The 19,834-nt window shown below is 41.9% G+C and carries 21 protein-coding genes; all 21 read left to right on the forward strand.

From position 1 onward, the window contains the following. Positions 1-8: 8 nt before the first annotated feature. The 21 genes from MKY83_RS08545 (at position 9) to dapA (ending at position 19,718) form a co-directional block, all read left to right on the forward strand. Positions 9-1,139, forward strand: a complete 1,131-nt coding sequence (locus MKY83_RS08545; RefSeq protein ID WP_106067475.1) for a cellulase family glycosylhydrolase — start codon at positions 9-11, stop codon at positions 1,137-1,139. A gap of 241 nt (positions 1,140-1,380) precedes the next feature. Further along, a complete protein-coding gene (gene rimP / locus MKY83_RS08550) occupies positions 1,381-1,854 on the forward strand; it encodes a ribosome maturation factor RimP (RefSeq protein ID WP_003211398.1) in 474 nt (157 codons plus the stop codon). A gap of 32 nt (positions 1,855-1,886) precedes the next feature. Then, positions 1,887-3,002: a transcription termination factor NusA gene (gene nusA / locus MKY83_RS08555; RefSeq protein WP_003211013.1), complete on the forward strand. Its 1,116-nt coding sequence runs from the start codon at positions 1,887-1,889 to the stop codon at positions 3,000-3,002. Positions 3,003-3,017: 15 nt separating this feature from the next. Further along, entirely contained in the window at positions 3,018-3,302 is a 285-nt protein-coding gene (locus MKY83_RS08560; RefSeq protein ID WP_003210758.1) for a YlxR family protein, read from the forward strand. Then, on the forward strand, positions 3,295-3,597 hold the full coding sequence (locus tag MKY83_RS08565) for a YlxQ family RNA-binding protein (RefSeq protein WP_034619894.1): 303 nt from the start codon (positions 3,295-3,297) through the stop codon (positions 3,595-3,597). Before MKY83_RS08560 ends, MKY83_RS08565 begins: the two co-directional genes overlap by 8 nt. 19 nt (positions 3,598-3,616) lie before the next feature. Further along, positions 3,617-5,734 carry a translation initiation factor IF-2 gene (infB, locus tag MKY83_RS08570; protein WP_106067477.1) on the forward strand — a complete coding sequence of 706 codons (2,118 nt, stop codon included), beginning with the start codon at positions 3,617-3,619 and terminating at the stop codon, positions 5,732-5,734. Next, positions 5,731-6,009 (forward strand): DUF503 domain-containing protein, encoded by a 279-nt coding sequence (locus MKY83_RS08575; protein WP_012009994.1) that lies wholly within the window; start codon positions 5,731-5,733, stop codon positions 6,007-6,009. The genes infB and MKY83_RS08575 overlap by 4 nt, the downstream gene beginning before the upstream one ends. Positions 6,010-6,026: 17 nt before the next feature. Then, complete coding sequence (gene rbfA, locus MKY83_RS08580) at positions 6,027-6,377, forward strand: 30S ribosome-binding factor RbfA (RefSeq protein ID WP_003210803.1); 351 nt, start codon at positions 6,027-6,029, stop codon at positions 6,375-6,377. A gap of 68 nt (positions 6,378-6,445) precedes the next feature. Beyond that, positions 6,446-7,375 carry a tRNA pseudouridine(55) synthase TruB gene (gene truB, locus MKY83_RS08585; RefSeq protein WP_106067478.1) on the forward strand — a complete coding sequence of 310 codons (930 nt, stop codon included), beginning with the start codon at positions 6,446-6,448 and terminating at the stop codon, positions 7,373-7,375. 18 nt (positions 7,376-7,393) lie between these two features. Next, positions 7,394-8,344: a bifunctional riboflavin kinase/FAD synthetase gene (ribF, locus tag MKY83_RS08590; RefSeq protein WP_106067479.1), complete on the forward strand. Its 951-nt coding sequence runs from the start codon at positions 7,394-7,396 to the stop codon at positions 8,342-8,344. Positions 8,345-8,499: 155 nt separating this feature from the next. Continuing rightward, complete coding sequence (gene rpsO, locus MKY83_RS08595) at positions 8,500-8,769, forward strand: 30S ribosomal protein S15 (RefSeq protein WP_008354438.1); 270 nt, start codon at positions 8,500-8,502, stop codon at positions 8,767-8,769. A gap of 181 nt (positions 8,770-8,950) precedes the next feature. Continuing rightward, positions 8,951-11,068 (forward strand): polyribonucleotide nucleotidyltransferase, encoded by a 2,118-nt coding sequence (gene pnp, locus MKY83_RS08600; protein WP_044141882.1) that lies wholly within the window; start codon positions 8,951-8,953, stop codon positions 11,066-11,068. A 174-nt stretch (positions 11,069-11,242) separates the two neighbouring features. Then, positions 11,243-12,136 (forward strand): polysaccharide deacetylase family protein, encoded by an 894-nt coding sequence (locus tag MKY83_RS08605; RefSeq protein ID WP_223252865.1) that lies wholly within the window; start codon positions 11,243-11,245, stop codon positions 12,134-12,136. A 33-nt stretch (positions 12,137-12,169) separates the two neighbouring features. Further along, complete coding sequence (locus tag MKY83_RS08610; protein WP_044141880.1) at positions 12,170-13,399, forward strand: pitrilysin family protein; 1,230 nt, start codon at positions 12,170-12,172, stop codon at positions 13,397-13,399. A 73-nt stretch (positions 13,400-13,472) separates the two neighbouring features. Beyond that, complete coding sequence (locus MKY83_RS08615) at positions 13,473-14,396, forward strand: aminoglycoside phosphotransferase family protein (RefSeq protein WP_342488512.1); 924 nt, start codon at positions 13,473-13,475, stop codon at positions 14,394-14,396. Between the two features lie 70 nt (positions 14,397-14,466). Then, positions 14,467-14,739 carry a YlmC/YmxH family sporulation protein gene (locus MKY83_RS08620; protein WP_044142096.1) on the forward strand — a complete coding sequence of 91 codons (273 nt, stop codon included), beginning with the start codon at positions 14,467-14,469 and terminating at the stop codon, positions 14,737-14,739. A 123-nt stretch (positions 14,740-14,862) separates the two neighbouring features. Further along, on the forward strand, positions 14,863-15,765 hold the full coding sequence (gene dpaA / locus MKY83_RS08625; protein ID WP_342488513.1) for a dipicolinic acid synthetase subunit A: 903 nt from the start codon (positions 14,863-14,865) through the stop codon (positions 15,763-15,765). Beyond that, positions 15,762-16,355, forward strand: a complete 594-nt coding sequence (gene dpaB / locus MKY83_RS08630) for a dipicolinate synthase subunit B (protein ID WP_044141876.1) — start codon at positions 15,762-15,764, stop codon at positions 16,353-16,355. Before dpaA ends, dpaB begins: the two co-directional genes overlap by 4 nt. 139 nt (positions 16,356-16,494) lie before the next feature. After that, positions 16,495-17,514 carry an aspartate-semialdehyde dehydrogenase gene (asd, locus tag MKY83_RS08635; RefSeq protein ID WP_044141875.1) on the forward strand — a complete coding sequence of 340 codons (1,020 nt, stop codon included), beginning with the start codon at positions 16,495-16,497 and terminating at the stop codon, positions 17,512-17,514. A 92-nt stretch (positions 17,515-17,606) separates the two neighbouring features. After that, on the forward strand, positions 17,607-18,821 hold the full coding sequence (gene dapG, locus MKY83_RS08640; protein ID WP_012010005.1) for an aspartate kinase: 1,215 nt from the start codon (positions 17,607-17,609) through the stop codon (positions 18,819-18,821). A gap of 30 nt (positions 18,822-18,851) precedes the next feature. Continuing rightward, the gene (gene dapA / locus MKY83_RS08645) at positions 18,852-19,718 is read left to right on the forward strand and encodes a 4-hydroxy-tetrahydrodipicolinate synthase (protein WP_044142095.1); all 867 of its coding nucleotides are present in this window, start codon (positions 18,852-18,854) and stop codon (positions 19,716-19,718) included. Positions 19,719-19,834 lie beyond the last annotated feature (116 nt).

The raw sequence follows: 19,834 nt of genomic DNA on the forward strand, positions 1-19,834 counted from the left end.
GAATGTAAATGAAAAAATGGACTCAAAGAGTGTCCTGCTTCATACTTGTGGTCGCTATATGGGCCGGCTGGTTTTCACTTACGATTAAAGCCGCCGCATATGTGCAGACATCTGGTACACAATTTACGCTGAACAATCAACCATTTTACTTTGCTGGTACAAATAATTACTATTTCCATTACAAATCTAAAAAGATGGTAGATGCAGTGTTCGATGATATGAAAGCAATGAATTTAAAGGTCTTACGTATTTGGGGATTTCACGACGGGGCCCCTCAAGAAAACTCCGTTTTACAATCTAGTCCAGGGGTCTATGAAGAATCGGGTTTTCAAAAACTAGATTATGCGATTTATAAAGCGGGACAGGAAGGAATAAAGCTTGTCATCCCGCTAGTGAACAATTGGGATGACTTTGGCGGGATGAATCAATACGTAAAGTGGTTCAATGCAGGATCACATGATGCCTTTTATACAGATCCTCGTATTCAACATGCTTACAAAAATTATGTGCGTTATGTTTTAGAAAGAACGAATACGTACACAGGTGTTCAATATAAGGACGATCCAGCTATTATGACTTGGGAATTGGCCAATGAGCCGCGTGTGCAGTCAGATCCAACGGGTAATATACTAGTCAAATGGGCAGATGAAATGAGTACATGGATTAAATCGCTGGATCGTCACCATCTTGTTGCAGTAGGAGATGAAGGGTTTTTTCGCATACCAGGCCACGAAGATTGGTTTTACAGAGGCGGAGAAGGCGTCGATTGGGACCGTTTGACAGCTCTCTCTAATATCGATTATGGAACCTATCATCTGTACCCAGATCACTGGAACAAGTCTGCTGCTTGGGGAGTGAAATGGATCGAAGACCATATCACCCGCGGGAAGACAATCGGAAAACCAGTTGTGTTAGAAGAGTTTGGCTATCAAAATCAATCAGCACGTCCTGACGTATACCAAAGCTGGCTGTCAGCGGTTGAGCGGCTCGGAGGGGCTGGCAGTCAATTTTGGATTTTAACAAGCATTCAGGACGATGATTCGCTCTATCCCGATTATGACGGTTTCCGCATCATAAAAGGGAGCAGGGAGGCAGCACTTATCAGTGAACATGCGAAAAGAATGAACGAAAAGAACTGATGGCGAATGCCTGCTGAATAAGGAACTTCATTTGCATAAAAAATTTGGATATGGTATAGTTTTTATGGAAATGCTAACGATTACCGAGACAAGAGTGGGGAAACCCGCTCTTTTGTATTGAACAGGCAATTTTTGTCTCGACATTATTCATCCGTTTTCTGCTCCCCCTGCTCACATAAAGCAGGGTTTTTATGCAGAATGATTGATAAGAGCGTTTATCGAAAGCACAAGGAGGAAGAGAATGAGCAAAAAAGTAGTGGATGTCGTAAGCGAAATGGTACAGCCAATTTTAGATGGCTTACAGCTTGAACTCGTTGATGTTGAATTTGTCAAAGAGGGTCAAAACTGGTTCCTTCGCGTGTTTATTGACTCTGATAAAGGCGTCGATATCGAAGAATGTGCCAAAGTGAGCGAAGCCTTGAGCGAAAAGCTTGATGAGGCAGATCCGATTAGCCAAAACTACTTTCTTGAAGTGTCCTCTCCTGGAGCGGAGCGCCCATTAAAGAAAAAAGCTGATTTTGAAAAAGCACTTGGAAAAAATGTTTTCATGAAAACATATGAACCAATTGATGGTGAAAAAGCGTTTGAAGGTGAGCTTACAAGCTTTGATGGTGAGATTGCAACAGTGACAGTGAAGATCAAGACAAGAAAGAAAGAGATCAATATTCCATACGAAAAAATAGCTAACGCAAGATTAGCAGTTTCGTTCAATTAACCTTTTCATTGATATAAGGGGGAACCATAAAAATGAGTAGTGAGTTGTTAGATGCCCTGACTGTTCTCGAGAAAGAGAAGGGTATTAGTAAAGAAATTATTATTGAAGCGATAGAAGCTGCACTCATTTCTGCATATAAGCGTAACTTTAATCAAGCGCAAAATGTTCGTGTTGATTTAAACCGCGAAACGGGAACAATTCGCGTATTTGCAAGAAAAGATGTTGTAGATGAAGTGTATGATTCTCGCCTTGAAATCTCTGTAGATGATGCAGCCAATATGAACCCGAATTACATGGTAGGTGACGTCGTTGAAATTGAAGTCACGCCAAAAGATTTCGGACGCATTGCAGCTCAGACTGCGAAACAAGTGGTGACGCAGCGAGTGAGAGAAGCAGAGCGAGGTGTGATCTACACTGAGTTTATCGATCGCGAGGAAGACATTATGACGGGAATCGTTCAGCGAATTGACAGTAAATTCATTTACGTGTCACTTGGCAAAATCGAAGCCCTTCTTCCGGTCAACGAACAAATGCCAAATGAGGACTACAAACCACATGACCGCATTAAGGTGTTTATTACAAAAGTCGAAAAAACAACAAAAGGACCACAAATTTATGTGTCTAGAACACATCCAGGTCTATTAAAGCGTTTATTTGAAATTGAAGTGCCAGAAATTTATGATGGTACTGTAGAGCTTAAATCGGTTGCTAGAGAAGCTGGGGACCGTTCTAAAATCTCTGTTCGTACTGATGATCCTGATGTTGACCCAGTTGGTTCTTGTGTTGGTCCAAAAGGCCAGCGTGTACAAGCAATTGTCAACGAGCTAAAAGGCGAAAAAATTGACATTGTCCATTGGTCTAATGACCCAGTTGAATTTGTTGCCAATGCATTAAGTCCATCAAAAGTACTTGATGTTATTGTGAATGAAGAAGATAAGGCGACAACAGTCATTGTCCCTGATTATCAGCTGTCGTTAGCCATTGGTAAAAGAGGTCAAAATGCTCGTCTTGCAGCAAAGCTGACTAGCTGGAAAATTGACATTAAAAGCGAAACAGATGCAAGGGAACTCGGTATTTTCCCAAGAACTGAAGACTCTGAATCTCTTTTCTTAGAGGCTGAACCAGTAGCTGAGGAATCTGACGAATAAGAGGTGATGTAAAAGGTGAATAGCCGAAAAAAAATCCCGCTTAGAAAATGTGTCGTGACGGGAGAAATGAAACCAAAGAAAGAACTGATCCGTGTTGTTCGTTCTAAAGAAGGTGAAGTGTCTGTTGACGCAACCGGAAAAAAGAACGGACGCGGAGCTTACCTTTCTCTCGATAAAGAAACCATTCTTGCGGCAAAGAACAAACGCAGTTTACAACAGCAATTTCAGACACAGATTGACGAACACATATTTGAAGAATTACTAGAACTAGCTGAAAAGGTGAAAAAACCAAATGACTGATTCTAAGTGGTATCCTTTGCTTGGTCTAGCAAATCGAGCTCGTAAAGTCGTGTCAGGAGAAGATCTTGTGATCAAAGAAGTTAGACATGCGCGTGCTAAGCTGGTTCTTCTTGCAGCAGATGCCTCACCGAACACAGAGAAAAAGGTATCTGACAAATGCAAATTTTATAATGTTCCGGTTAGAAAAATTGAAGACCGTTCCGTTCTCGGACGTTCTATTGGGAAAGAAGCTCGCGTAGTTGTCGCTGTCACTGACCAAGGCTTCGCTAAGAAGCTTATAAGCTTGCTCGATTAATTTATTTGGGGGTGAACGAATGGCTAAAGTGAGAGTATATGAATATGCAAAAGCCATAGATGTTTCAAGTAAAGATATTATAGCAGCGCTTAAGGATATGAACGTGGAAGTGAACAACCACATGGCGACGCTTGAAGACGACATTGTGAAAAAGCTAGACGCTAAATATAAAAAAGCCAAAGCAAAAGAGACAGCTAACGAGAAACCCGCAGAACAAAAAAACCAATCATCTAACAAAATCAATGATAGAAAGAAGAATGACGTGCAGAATAATCAATTTAATAAAAACAAAAAAAACAACAACCAAAACAAAAACAAAAACAAACGCGGTGGCAACAAGTCACAGCATCAGCAAGCTAGACCTGTGAAGCCTAAAAAAGAGCTTCCTGAAAAAATTGAATTTACAAATTCAATGACAGTTGGCCAGCTTGCCGAAGAGCTTGGAAAAGAATCAGCTGAAATCATTAAGAAGCTGATGATGCTTGGTGTTATGGCAACTATTAACCAAGAGCTTGATAAAGATACAGTTGAATTAATCGCTTCTGAATATGGCGTTCCAGTAGAGGAAGTTATCATTTTAGAAGAAACTGAACTTGAAAAGTATGAAGTTGCAGATAAAGAAGAAGATATGCAAGTACGCCCTCCAGTTGTTACGATCATGGGACACGTTGACCATGGGAAAACAACGCTTCTTGACAGCATTCGTAAAACGAAAGTCGTTGAAGGCGAAGCTGGTGGAATCACGCAGCATATCGGTGCATACCAAATTGAAGAAAACGGCAAGAAAATCACGTTCCTTGATACCCCTGGACACGCAGCATTTACAACGATGCGTGCACGTGGTGCCGAGGTAACTGATACAACAATCCTAGTTGTTGCAGCAGATGATGGCGTGATGCCGCAAACGATTGAGGCCATTAACCATGCGAAAGCGGCAGAGGTACCAATCGTTGTCGCTGTCAATAAAATTGACAAACCAACAGCTAACCCTGACCGTGTGATGCAGGAATTAACTGAACATGGCCTTGTACCAGAAGCTTGGGGCGGCGAAACGATCTTCGTTCCACTATCTGCAAAAACAGGTGAAGGCATCGATGAATTGATCGAGATGATCCTTCTTGTCAGCGAAGTAGCAGAACTGAAAGCCAACCCAAATCGTGCGGCTAAAGGAACTGTCATTGAGGCTGAGCTTGATAAAGGAAAAGGGTCTGTTGCAACCCTTCTTGTTCAAACTGGTACACTTCAAGTAGGTGACCCAATCGTTGTTGGAAATACATTTGGCCGTGTACGAGCAATGGTCAATGACATTGGACGCCGTGTGAAAACAGCGGGACCATCTACACCTGTTGAAATCACTGGTTTAAATGATGTACCAAATGCGGGCGATCAGTTCCTCGTATTCAAAGACGAAAAAACAGCTCGTCAAGTGGGTGAGGCGCGTGCTTCAAAACAGCTTGATGAAAAGCGTTCAGACAAAGCAAAATTATCTTTAGATGACCTATTTGAGCAAATCAAACAAGGCGAAGTGAAAGATATCAACCTGATCGTGAAAGCAGACGTACAAGGTTCTGCTGAAGCACTGACGGCAGCTCTTCAAAAAATTGAAGTAGAAGGCGTAAAAGTGAAAATTATCCATACGGGTGTTGGAGCGATTACAGAATCTGATATCATTTTAGCAAGTGCTTCTAATGCGATCGTGATCGGATTTAACGTACGTCCTGATGGAAATGCGAAGAGCACAGCTGAAACAGAAAACGTAGATATCCGCTTGCACCGCATTATCTATAAAGTCATCGATGAAATTGAAGCTGCGATGAAAGGGATGCTTGACCCTGAATATGAAGAAAAAGTCATTGGTCAAGTTGAAGTTCGTCAAACGTTCAAAGTATCTAAAATCGGTACAATTGCTGGTGGCTATGTCACTGAAGGAACCATCACAAGAGATAGTGGTATCCGCTTAATCCGTGATGGCGTCGTCATTTTTGAAGGCGAAGTCGACGTATTAAAACGATTCAAAGATGACGTGAAAGAAGTTTCACAAGGCTATGAATGTGGTATTACCATTAAGAAATACAATGATATCCGTGAAGGCGATGTTCTGGAATCATTCGTTATGCAAGAAATCGAAAGAAAATGATCGGTTATACCGAATGTGAGTGTATCATCTATGATGCATCCTCACTGAAGGAAAAACGTGCGGTTCTTCAGCGTATATTGACAAGAACGCGCCATAAATTCAATGTGACCATGGCTGAAATGGATTATCAGGATACATGGCAGCGTACATCAATTGGAATCGCCGTGATTTCTTCATCTCGGGTTCAAGTGGAAAAGGAACTGCAGCGTGTATTAAGCTTTATTGATTCTTTTCCTGAAATTGAACGAACGATCACGAAAACTGAGTGGTTTTAATTAGAGGTGATAAGATCATGAGTATGAGAGCGACCCGTGTGGGTGAGCAAATGAAAAAAGAATTGGGCGACATCCTTGGCAGAAAGCTGAAAGATCCAAGAATCGGCTTTTTGACTGTAACCGATGTCGAAGTGACCGGTGATTTGCAAATTGCCAAAGTCTACATTTCTGTTCTTGGCGACGAGAAGAAAAGAGAGGAAACCTTAAAAGGCCTAGCAAAGGCTAAAGGGTATATCCGCTCTGAAATTGGCAATCGAATTAGACTTCGCAAAACACCAGAACTACACTTTGAATTCGATGAATCCGTGGATTACGGAAACCGAATTGAAAGCCTGATTGCTGAACTAAACACAAAAGATCACGAATAAGACGTTGAAATAAGGATAGGCGATGATCGTCTGTCCTTTTTCATCGTTTATGAAAGGAGAGAACGCAGATGATAAATGGTGTTCTTTTATTACATAAAGAAAGAGGAATGACCTCTCACGACTGTGTGTTCAAAGTGAGAAAGATATTGCACACAAAAAAAGTCGGACATACAGGAACCCTCGACCCAGAAGTATCAGGTGTTCTGCCCATTTGTATTGGAAGAGCGACGAAAATCGTTGAGTATTTAACAGATAAATCGAAAACGTATGATGCAGAAATCACGATTGGCTTTTCTACGACGACAGAAGACCAAACAGGTGAGATCGTAGAAGAAAAAAAGGTGCAAAACCCCATCTCAGAAGAAGACATTGATGCTGTGCTGAAACAGTTTCAAGGAACCATTGAACAAACTCCTCCAATGTTTTCTGCTGTGAAAATTGGCGGGAAAAAGCTCTATGAATATGCGAGAGAAGGCATTGAAATTGAGCGGCCGAGCCGCGAGATTACAATTCACCGTATCGAGCGGACAACACCTGCTGTATTTGAAAACGGAAAAGTATCTTTTAGATTTACCGTTTTATGTTCAAAAGGAACGTATGTTAGAACCTTAGCAGTTGATATTGGAAAGAAACTAGGATTTCCAGCTCACATGTCACACCTCATACGCACAGGGTCAGGTGATTTTACACTAGATGAGTGCATCACCCTTGATGAGCTGCGTGATATAAGCGAAGAAGGCACAGTAGATGAGCACCTTGTCCCGATCGAGCGTGCGCTCAATCATTTGCCGAAATGGGAGATAAATGATACATTAGCAAGTAAAGTGGAAAACGGTGCAGTCCTGCCAATGCCTGATGAATTCGCTCATTTCGCAGAGGAAGATCGTGTCGCTGTCTTTGCTCCTTCAGGCCGGTGTATGGCGATATATATGAAGCACCCGACCAAACAGAATCTGATGAAGCCGGCGAAGATCTTATCTCAGGACAAGCAATCTTAAAGAAAAGGTGACCATCTCGTGAAGACTATACATATTTCACACCCACATACATTGAATCAAAAGGATCAAGACCCGTCTGTTATGGCTTTAGGGTATTTTGACGGTGTTCACCTCGGACATCAAAAAGTGATTGGCGCAGCAAAAAGCATTGCGAGAAAAGAAGGATTGGCTTTAGCGGTCATGACCTTTCATCCGCACCCATCACATGTTTTGCAAAAAGCACGTGAACCCAAGGACTTAATTACACCGCTTGAGGATAAAATTGATTTCATCGAACAGCTGGGCGCTGACTATTTATACATTGTGCAGTTCAGCGAAAGCTTTGCAGCGTTATCTCCTCAAGAGTTTGTCGATCAATATTTAGATGAGCTGAATGTAAAGCACGCAGTAGCTGGTTTTGATTTTACGTTTGGCCGTTTTGGTGCAGGCACAATGGAAACCTTCGATGAGTACGGAAAAGGGCGTATTACAGCCACCATCGTTCCTAAGTTGTCCAATCAAGACCGAAAAGTCAGCTCAACACTCATACGCTCTGCATTGAAAAATGGGGATGTTGAATATGTGAGTGAGCTTTTAGGAAAACCTTATCAGCTGCGCGGTATTGTCATTCATGGTGATAAACGAGGACGGACGATCGGCTTTCCGACTGCGAATGTCGGTTTATCTGCTGAATATATCATTCCGCCAACAGGGGTTTATGCAGTAAGAGCAGAAGTGAAAGGCAAAGTGTATGACGGTGTTTGTAATGTTGGCTATAAACCAACCTTTTATGAAAAACGCCCTGATCAGCCTGCCATTGAAGTAAACCTCTTTGATTTTAACGAAGAAATATATGGTGAACCGATTAAATTACAGTGGTTCAAGCGCATTCGCAGTGAGCAAAAATTTAACGGAATCCAGGAGTTAACGGCTCAAATCAGACAAGATAAAGAAGAAGCGATTCAGTTTTTTCAACATCAGCGAAATTAAACAAAAAAATCATAGAAAAACAGCTCTACCATTTGCAAATTCAGCATATTTTTAGTATGATTATTCCTGTAGCTTTAAAACCACTTACTTGGCAGGCCGACTTCACCGACGGTTGCGAGGTAGATGGGGCTAACATGATTTGGAGGTGAAACAGGATGGCTATTACTCAAGAGCGTAAAACTCAATTAATTAATGAGTTCAAAACACACGAATCTGATACTGGATCTCCAGAAGTTCAGATCGCTGTCCTAACAGAATCAATTAACAACTTGAACGAGCATTTACGTACTCATAAGAAAGATCACCACTCACGTCGCGGTCTTTTGAAAATGGTAGGTAGACGTCGTAATCTTCTTACGTATCTACGTAATAAAGACGTAACTCGTTACCGTGAGTTAATTAACAAACTAGGCTTACGTCGATAATCGTAAAAAGCGGGAGGATTCCCGCTTTTTTATCGTATAATCACTAATATTTTATGGTTAAAATGTTGAAAGAATGGCAAAAACCCTTCTACATACACCTTTCACATTGATATGTGAAAATCATTTTGTTCATAATAAGAATTAACTAAAATTTCAAGATAAGAGAGGAGTTTTTCTCAGAATGGGACAAGAGAAACATGTCTTCACCATAGACTGGGCTGGACGTCAACTGACAGTTGAAACTGGCCAGCTTGCAAAGCAAGCAAACGGAGCGGTCCTCGTACGCTACGGAGATACAGCTGTGCTTAGCTCAGCAACAGCTTCTAAAGAACCAAAACCACTTGATTTCTTCCCGCTCACTGTGAACTACGAAGAAAGATTATACGCAGTAGGTAAAATTCCTGGTGGCTTCATTAAAAGAGAAGGCCGTCCAAGTGAAAAAGCGATCCTTGCGAGCCGCTTAATTGATAGACCAATCCGTCCATTATTTGCAGATGGATTTAGAAACGAAGTACAAGTTATTAGTATCGTCATGAGTGTGGATCAAGATTGTTCATCTGAAATGGCTGCAATGTTTGGCTCATCTTTAGCATTATGTGTGTCTGACATTCCATTTGAGGGACCAATCGCCGGCGTTACAGTAGGACGAGTTGATGGAAAGTTTATCATCAATCCAAATGTAGAACAGCTTGAACAAAGTGACATCAACCTTGTAGTCGCTGGAACAAAAGATGCGATCAACATGGTCGAAGCTGGTGCTGATGAAGTACCAGAAGAAACAATGCTTGAAGCTATCATGTATGGTCACCAAGAGATCAAACGTTTAATCGAATTCCAAGAGGAAATTGTCAAAGCAGTTGGTAAAGCAAAGATCGATATTCCTTTATATGAAGTAGATCAAACGTTAGCAGACGAAGTAAAAGCACTTGCTGAAACAGACCTGCTGAAAGCGATTCAAGTACATGAGAAGCATGCACGTGAAAATGCAATCAGTGCTGTGAAAAAAGCTGTGGTTGAGAAATTTGAAGAAGAAGATCGCGACGAAGCGACAATTAAACAAGCGAAAGACGTATTAAACAAGCTTGTCAAAAATGAAGTTCGTCGTCTGATCACTGAAGAGAAAGTACGTCCAGATGGACGTGGTGTAGATCAAATCCGTCCACTTTCTTCAGAAGTAGGACTTCTGCCAAGAACGCATGGTTCAGGTCTATTTACAAGAGGACAAACACAGGCGCTCAGTATTTGTACATTAGGTGCACTTGGCGATGTGCAAATTCTTGACGGTCTAGGCGTTGAAGAATCAAAACGCTTCATGCACCATTACAACTTCCCTCAATTCAGTGTTGGTGAGACAGGTCCAATGCGTGGCCCAGGCCGCCGTGAAATCGGACATGGAGCGCTAGGTGAACGGGCATTAGAACCAGTGATTCCATCTGAAAAAGATTTCCCTTATACGGTTCGCCTTGTGTCTGAGGTACTAGAATCAAACGGATCTACTTCACAAGCAAGTATTTGCGCAAGCACACTTGCGATGATGGATGCGGGTGTTCCAATTAAAGCACCAGTTGCAGGGATTGCAATGGGACTTGTGAAATCCGGTGAATACTACACAGTGCTGACAGACATTCAAGGAATGGAAGATGCACTTGGCGATATGGACTTTAAAGTTGCAGGTACATCAAAAGGTGTAACAGCACTTCAAATGGATATCAAAATCGATGGTCTATCAAAAGACATCTTGGAAGAAGCTCTCCAACAAGCGAAAAAAGGAAGAATGGAAATCTTAGATAGCATGCTGTCAACGATTCCTGCTTCTAGAGGTGAATTGTCTCGTTATGCACCAAAAATCTTAACGATGAAAATCAATCCTGATAAAATTCGCGATGTCATTGGACCAAGCGGTAAACAAATCAATAAAATCATCGAAGATACCGGTGTGAAAATCGATATTGAACAAGATGGTACAATCTTTATCTCTTCTACAGAAGAAGACATGAACCAAAAAGCGAAGAAAATCATTGAAGATCTTGTGAGAGAAGTTGAAGTAGGACAACTTTACTTAGGTAAAGTAAAACGCATTGAAAAATTCGGTGCTTTCCTTGAAATCTTCAGCGGCAAAGATGGACTTGTTCATATTTCTGAGCTTGCGCTTGATCGTGTAGGCAAAGTAGAAGATGTCGTGAAGATTGGCGATGAATTACTTGTCAAAGTCACTGAAATCGATAAACAAGGCCGTGTGAACCTTTCTCGCAAAGCTGTTTTACGTGAAGAAAAGGAAAAAGAAGAAAAACAGTCTTAATGAAATATGTTAGAAGCCAGGTATCCGTACCAGGCTTCTTTCTTTTCTTGCGCTAACAATAGTTCTAGCTTGTTTCTCCCCATCATAATTTGTGGTAAAGGGGAGGGACAACCATTGAAAAAAACGTTACCATTCATTGTGTTTGTATTTTTACTGCTCGTGTCATATCAAACGATGAAGCAGCCGGCTGCTGTTACATATATTGAATCAATGAAAGAGCATGCTGAGGTTGCATCTGTTTCAAAAGATATTTTATATCAAGAGATTGAATCGAAGTCTTCTGACTATGAAGTGAAGGCGCAAAATGCTAAGATTGATAAAGTGTGGAAAAAGATGCCTGGTCTAAATGGACAGACGGTCAATATCGATGCCTCTTACGAAAAAATGAAAAAACAAGGGTCATTTGATGAAAAGCTGCTTGTTTTCAATGAAACAAAACCTTCTATTCATTTACATGAACTTGGTGCTGAACCCATTTACAAGGGACATCCAGATAAAAAAATGAATGCTTTCCTCATCAACGTGGCTTGGGGTGACGAGCATTTAATCAAGATGTTAAAGACACTGGAAAAGCATCAAGTCAAGGCGACCTTTTTCTTAGAAGGCAAATGGGTGAAAAAAAGCACGGATCTTGCTAAAAAAATCGTGGCAGATGGTCATGAAATTGGAAACCATTCATACAATCACCCGGATATGCGCACACTGACAAGAGAACGAGCATTAGAGCAGATTACCAAAACAAATCGTCAAATTGAAGAATCCCTTGGAAAAAAACCGAAGTGGTTCGCCCCTCCAAGCGGTAGCTTTAAAGAAGAAACAGTGAAGCTTGCCGCAGAAGAAGGAATGGAAACCATTATGTGGACGGTAGACACCATTGACTGGCAAAAACCGTCACCAAACATACTACAAAAACGGGTGCTTGGGAAAATTCACAATGGGGCGATGATATTAATGCATCCAACAGATTCGACGGCGAAAAGTCTTGACGCACTTATCACTCAAATCAAGGAAAGAGGATATGAATTAGGAACGGTTTCTGACCTCCTAAGTGAAAAAAGACATCCGTGATCCGATCTGTTTGTTGAATAGGAGGAGCAAAACTTGGTCAAAACGTATACATGCCAAAACGGAGTAAGAATTGTACTTGAAAACAATCCCACTGTCAGATCTGTCGCAATTGGCGTCTGGATTGGAACGGGTTCTAGACATGAGACACCAGAAATTAATGGGATCTCACACTTTCTAGAGCATATGTTCTTTAAAGGGACAAAGACGAGATCTGCACGTGATATCGCAGAATCCTTTGACCGCATTGGTGGTCAAGTGAATGCCTTTACGTCAAAAGAATACACTTGCTACTATGCAAAGGTGCTTGATTCACATGCTGGCTACGCCCTCGATGTATTAAGCGACATGTTCTTCCACTCCGCTTTTGATGAACAAGAGCTGAAAAAAGAAAAAAATGTAGTATATGAAGAAATCAAAATGTATGAGGATACACCTGATGATATCGTTCACGATCTGTTGAGCAAAGCGATTTATGGTGATCATTCTTTAGGGTTCCCGATTTTAGGAACAGAAGAAACACTTTCTACCTTTAACGGTGACTCTCTTAGAGCTTATATGGATGAATTCTACACGCCGGATCGCGTCGTCATCTCTGTTGCAGGGAATGTGGATGACACATTCATTAGTGAAGTTGAAAAGTTGTTCGGTTCGTATGAAACGAAAGGAAAAAAACAGCCTGTAGAAGCGCCGCAATTTCACTATGACAAGCTCACACGCAAAAAGGAAACAGAGCAAGCGCATCTATGCATGGGGTTTAATGGCCTCCCAGCTGGAGACAAAGGCATCTATGACTTAATCGTCTTAAATAATGTTCTTGGCGGAAGCATGAGCAGCCGCTTGTTCCAGGATGTAAGAGAGGACAAAGGACTCGCCTATTCTGTTTTCAGCTATCACAGTTCATTTGCAGATAACGGCATGCTGACAATTTATGGCGGGACAGGAGCGAAGCAGTTAAACCTGCTCTCTGAAACCATCTTACAAACGCTAGACGTCTTAAAGCGTGAGGGAATCACGCAAAAAGAGCTTGAAAACTCTAAGGAGCAAATGAAAGGAAACCTGATGCTCAGTCTTGAAAGCACAAACAGCAAAATGAGCCGAAACGGTAAAAACGAACTGCTCCTTGGCAAACATCGTACACTTGATGAAATTATTGACGAAATCAACAAAGTCACATTAGACGGTGTGAATAACTTATCAAAACGAATCTTTACAGAGGATTATGCACTCTCGCTTATTAGTCCTACGGGTGATCAGCCATCATAATGTAAACAACACGGCAGGCTTCTTAAGAGGTCTGCCGTTTATTGTATATCAAGTAGAAAGGGGTACTGCTTACATGGAACTTGAAAAACTGAAACTCCTCTCTCCGCTTCTGACACAAGCCATCTCCTTTCAGCCGATGACATCTGGCTTTTCTGGAAACCGTACTTATCTCGTCACAACATCCTCAAGTGAAAAGCTGGTGCTCAAATTATCAAATCTCAAAACGTATGCTAATTTTAAAAGAAAAGCGTCAGTTCAGCAAAAGTTTAAAAATCGAGGGCTTCTATGTTCTGAAGTCATGGAGGTTGGAATGAATCCTGAACTTAAGTGTACCTATCGTATTTTCTCTTTTATTGAAGGAGAGAACGCTAGAGCATCCATCCATCTGCTTACAAATGAAGAGCAGTATGAAATCGGAAGACGGGCAGGCAGAGAGCTGAATTTCATGCATACATGTCCCGCACCTTCTCATGTCGTGCCATGGGATGAGAGAGTCATGGCGAAATATGAGCGGTATGTACATGCCTATCAATCAAGTGGAGTGACCTTTACGAAAGAGCAATTCGTATTAGATTTTATCAAATCACATGCTGATGCGGTAAAGGCGAGACCTAATCAATTCCAGCACGATGATTTTCATTTGGGGAATATTATCATACAAGAAGGTGAGTATGCCGGCATCATTGATTTTGATCAATCTGACTGGGGTGACCCGGTTCATGATTTTTATAAACTGTCCTTATTTAGCCGAGAAAATAGTATTCCGTTTTCAGCAGGGCAACTGGATTACTATGTAAGTAAGCAGGCCACAGACGATTTTTGGCTTCTTTTTTCTATCTATACAGCAATGAGCTGCTTTTCTTCTATTGTTTGGACGCTTTCTTATGACACTGAACATGTAAAAGGTATGGTGAACCGAGTGGAGAAAATGCTGGCAGACCATGATCACTTTCATCAACTGAAACCAGCTTGGTATTCAAATTGGCATCATTCATAACTTGAAAAAGCGTGACGGTCTATTTCTTCTTGTGGCTGCATATATGATACGGAAGGGAAGTGATGCGATTTTGAGGCTAAGTGAGCTGTCAGGAAAAGAGATCGTCGATATCAAAAGAGCGGAGCGGCTTGGCGTGCTTGGACAAACCGACCTTGAAATCAATGAACAGGACGGTCAAATCACAGCACTCATCATACCTTCGGTGAAGTGGTTTGGCTTTCGAAAGCAAGGAAATGACATCCGCGTCCCGTGGAATCACATTCAAAAAATAGGATCAGATATGATCATTCTCGATGTGCCTGAAGGACTTCAGCCGCCCGGGGAAAAAGAGCATCCATCATAAATGGGTGCTCTTTTTCTTTTCTCTCTTCGATTCGTTCACAGGCTGAATCCTCTCCTCATATGCTAAAAGGGAGATTCAGAAAATATTACAGACTTTTTTAAATAAAGAAGGTGAACGGTCAGTATGTTGAGCGGTTTAACGGTTGCGGTGATCGGGGGAGATGCAAGGCAGCTTGAAATTATTCGCAAGCTGTCACAGCAGCATGCCAAAGTGTTTTTGGTTGGATTTGATCAGCTGGATCACGGATTTATTGGGGCTGAAAAGCTAAAAATGTCAGAACTTCCATTCGAACAGGTAGACAGTATGATCCTGCCAGTATCAGGCGCAACGGATGAAGGTGTTGTCGCGACAGTTTTCTCAAATGAGCAGGTGTTACTAGAAGCAACATATTTAGAAAGAACCCCTGCCCATTGTACCTTGTACTCAGGTATTTCTAATACGTACTTAGACAATCTGGCAAAGCAGGTGAACCGAAAACTTGTGAAGCTGTTTGAGCGAGATGATATTGCCATATATAACTCTATTCCAACAGTTGAAGGGATTATCATGATGGCCATTCAGCAAACGGATTATACGATTCATGGATCACGTGTCGCTGTTCTCGGACTCGGAAGAACAGGACTCACCATTGCCCGCACATTTCGGGCACTCGGTGCGGATGTAAAAGTAGGGGCAGCAGATACAGCGCATTTAGCGCGGGCATTTGAAATGGGACCCGATCCATTTTCAATGGATCGGTTAAAAGAAGAAGTAACAGATATAGATATCATCATCAATACCATTCCAAGCCTTGTATTAGATTCATCTGTCATCGTCAGCATGACACCAAAGACACTCATTTTAGATATCGCCTCCCGCCCAGGAGGAACAGACTTTGACTTTGCACAAAAACATGGAGTGAAGGCGCTTCTTGCACCAGGACTCCCGGGGATTGTCGCACCAAAGACAGCAGGGCAAATCATTGCAAAAGTGCTTTCTGGGCTCTTATGTGAACTTGCAGAGGAAAAAAGGGGGATGGAATCATGACAACATTAAAAGGGAAAAGAATCGGTTTTGGCTTAACTGGTTCCCACTGTACGTACGAAGCTGTTTATCCGCAAATCGAAGCACTTGTAAAAGAAGGAGCAGAAGTGCGTCCAGTGGTGTCATATACGGTCCAGAACACGAATACAAGATTCGGAGATGGGGCGGACTGGATTGAGCGGATTGAGAAGCTGACTGGCTTTAAGGCGATTGACTCAATCGTGAAAGCAGAGCCGCTCGGACCTAAGCTGCCACTTGATTGTATGGTCATTGCTCCATTAACAGGGAACTCGATGGCGAAATTCGCAAATGCTATGACAGACAGCCCTGTTTTAATGGCTGCAAAAGCAACCATTCGAAATCATCGTCCTGTCGTTTTAGGAATTTCAACAAATGATGCGCTAGGCTTAAATGGTACAAATCTGATGAGGTTGATGTCGACAAAGAATATTTTCTTTATTCCATTTGGTCAAGATGATCCATTTAAAAAACCGACCTCCATGGTCGCGAACATGGATTTGCTTTCTCAAACAGTAGAAGAGGCACTTCAGCATAGACAAATTCAGCCAATTTTAATTGGACCAAACGAATAATAGATTCACTAGAAAATCATGAAAGATTCAAAAAAGATGCTTCAAGCCTTGCTTTTCTATGGTAAAATAAAATGTAAAAAGTCATAGGATGGCCATCCGAAAGAAAAGAATCATGGATGGGTCGGAAGGAGTTTTACTGATGGGAAGAGGATTGCATGTAGCTGTAGTTGGAGCGACTGGAGCTGTCGGTCAACAAATGTTAAAAACACTAGCTGACAGAGATTTTGAAATGGATACACTGACTCTACTATCCTCAAAACGTTCTGCTGGAACAAAAGTGACATTCAGAGGTCAAGAGTATACCGTACAGGAAGCAACACCTGAAAGCTTTGAAGGAGTGAACATTGCATTATTCAGTGCTGGAGGAAATGTTTCCAAGGTGCTAGCTCCTGAAGCGGTCAAACGAGGTGCGATTGTTGTAGACAACACAAGTGCTTTCCGTATGGACGAAAACATCCCTCTTGTCGTACCAGAGGTAAACGAAAAAGACTTGCATGACCATAAAGGAATCATTGCAAACCCTAACTGTTCAACGATTCAAATGGTAGCGGCATTAGAACCGCTTCGTCAGGCGTATGGCATGAAAAAAGTCATCGTGTCCACTTACCAAGCAGTATCAGGTGCAGGACATGAAGCCATTGACGAGCTATATAACCAATCACAAGCCATTTTAAATAAAGAAGATGTGAAGCCGGAAGTCATGCCTTATCAAATTGCATTTAATGCGATTCCGCAAATTGATAAATTCCAAGACAATGGCTACACATTTGAAGAAATGAAAATGATCAACGAAACGAAAAAAATCATGCATATGCCAGAGCTGGAAGTAGCGGCAACATGTGTGAGACTTCCAATTGAAACAGGACATTCAGAATCTGTTTACGTCGAACTAGAATCAAACGACGCAACAGTTGAAGACGTCAAGTCCATTCTAAAAGATGCTCCAGGCATTACACTGCAAGATGATCCGTCTCAGCAAATTTATCCAATGCCTGCAGATGCTGTTGGGAAAAACGACGTATTTGTCGGCCGCATTCGGAAAGATTTGGACCGTCCAAACGGGTTCCATATGTGGATTGTATCTGATAACCTGCTAAAAGGCGCTGCATGGAACTCCGTTCAAATTGCAGAAAGCTTAAAAGCATTAAAATTAGTTTAACATTCAATGGATGATGAGGACGAACAGAAGAGAGTTAGGCATCTTTCGCCTGCTCTCTTCTGTTACGTCAGAATGAACTTGGAGTGAAAACAGTGAAAATAATTGTCCAAAAATTTGGCGGTACATCTGTCAAAGATGATCAAGGTAGAAAAAGGGCACTTGCACATATCTTATCGGCAAAAGAGAAAGGCTATAAGTCGGTTGTCGTCGTATCTGCAATGGGACGAAAAGGCGATCCTTATGCGACAGATACGCTGCTTGGTCTGCTATACGGCAGCGCGCAGCATATGACAAATCGAGAAAAAGACTTGCTCGTTTCCTGCGGAGAGAATATTTCAGCTGTTGTGTTTTCAAGTATGCTGAATGAAAACGGGCTAAAAGCTGTAGCGATGACAGGCGCACAGGCTGGTTTTGTGACAGATAAGGAACATACGAGTGCGAAAATTATTGATATGAAGTGCGAACGTCTCGAGGCGGCACTATCTGAACATGATGTAGTCGTTGTTGCTGGGTTCCAAGGAGCCGCGAAAAATGGAGACGTGACCACAATTGGACGAGGCGGCAGTGATACGTCCGCAGCCGCTTTAGGTGCTGCATTGCAGGCAGACTTTATTGATATTTTTACAGATGTAGAAGGCGTCATGACGGCAGATCCCCGCATTGTTGAAAATGCAAAGCCGCTCAGAGTCGTGACATATACAGAAATTTGCAACCTTGCATATCAAGGAGCAAAAGTCATTCACCCGAGAGCTGTCGAAATTGCGATGCAAGCAAAAGTACCAATGAGGGTTCGTTCAACATACTCTGATGAAGAGGGCACACTTGTCACGTCACACTACTCAGATAAAATGAGCCATGATGTGTACGACCGCCTCATTACGGGTATTGCACATGTCAATGATGTGACGCAAATCAAAGTCCCGGCAAAAGAAGGGCAATACAGCGTCCAAACAGAGGTCTTTAAAGCAATGGCTAATGCACAAATCAGTGTCGATTTCTTCAACATTACACCGAGTGAGATTGTGTATACCGTGACAGGTGCAATGACTGAAAAGGCAACCTCGATCCTAAAAGATCTTGGTTATACGCCAATTGTCACAACAAATTGTGCGAAAGTATCAGCTGTTGGCGCAGGTATCATGGGTGTACCAGGTGTCACATCTAAAATTGTATCGGCTCTATCCGAGCAAAACATTCCGATTTTACAATCGGCTGACAGCCATACGACCATTTGGGTGCTAGTGAACGAAGAAAACATGAGAGCAGCTGTCAATGCCCTGCACGAAGTGTTTGAACTTTCAAGATAAATGTGATTGAATCATGATGAGGTGAAAAAAATGAATTTCGGAAATATCGCAACAGCTATGATTACACCTTTTGATAAAAAGGGCAACATTGATTTCCAAAAGCTATCAATTCTCATTGATTACTTGTTAAAAAACGGCAGTGACTCGTTAGTCGTTGCAGGGACAACAGGCGAATCGCCAACTTTATCGACTGAAGAAAAAGTCGCTCTTTTTCAGCAATCGGTAAAATTAGCAAATGGTCGTTGTAAAATCATTGCAGGAACAGGCAGTAATAATACAAATGCGTCTATCAAACTAACGAAAAAAGCAGAAGAAGCGGGCGTTGATGCAGTGATGCTTGTCGTACCTTACTACAACAAGCCATCACAGGAAGGCATGTATGCACACTTTAAAGCCATTGCCGAGTCTACATCTCTTCCTGTCATGCTTTACAATGTACCAGGGAGAACGGTTGCGTCATTAGCCCCAGAAACAACCATTAAGCTTGCACAAATACCTAACATTGTCGCGATCAAAGAAGCAAGCGGTGATCTTGATGCCATGACAAAAATCATAGCAGAGACACCAGAAGATTTCGATGTCTATTCAGGTGACGACAGCTTAACACTTCCAGCTGTATCTGTTGGTGCAAAAGGAGTGGTCTCTGTGGCGTCTCATATCGTAGGGCTTGATATGCAGCAAATGCTGAAAAGCTATGCTTCAGGTCAAACGGCCAATGCCGCATTAATCCATCAAAAGCTGCTCCCAATCATGAAACAGCTTTTCACAGCGCCAAATCCAACGCCTGTCAAAACAGCTCTTCAGCTGAAAGGACTAGATGTCGGATCGGTTCGTCTTCCGCTTTTACCTTTGTCAGAAGAAGAGAGACTGGATTTAAGCAGCGTCTTAAACAGCTGATCAAAACAAAAGATTTCGTAAGCGGTCATTCTCAGATGTCCCTGAGTATGACCGTTTTTTATACATAAACACTTTCTTAAAATGTGACTTCATCTTGTTTTCTAAAATTAGATTCA

Origin of the sequence: Bacillus sp. FSL M8-0266, from assembly GCF_038613425.1 — a bacterium.
Classification (GTDB): domain Bacteria; phylum Bacillota; class Bacilli; order Bacillales; family Bacillaceae; genus Bacillus; species Bacillus pumilus.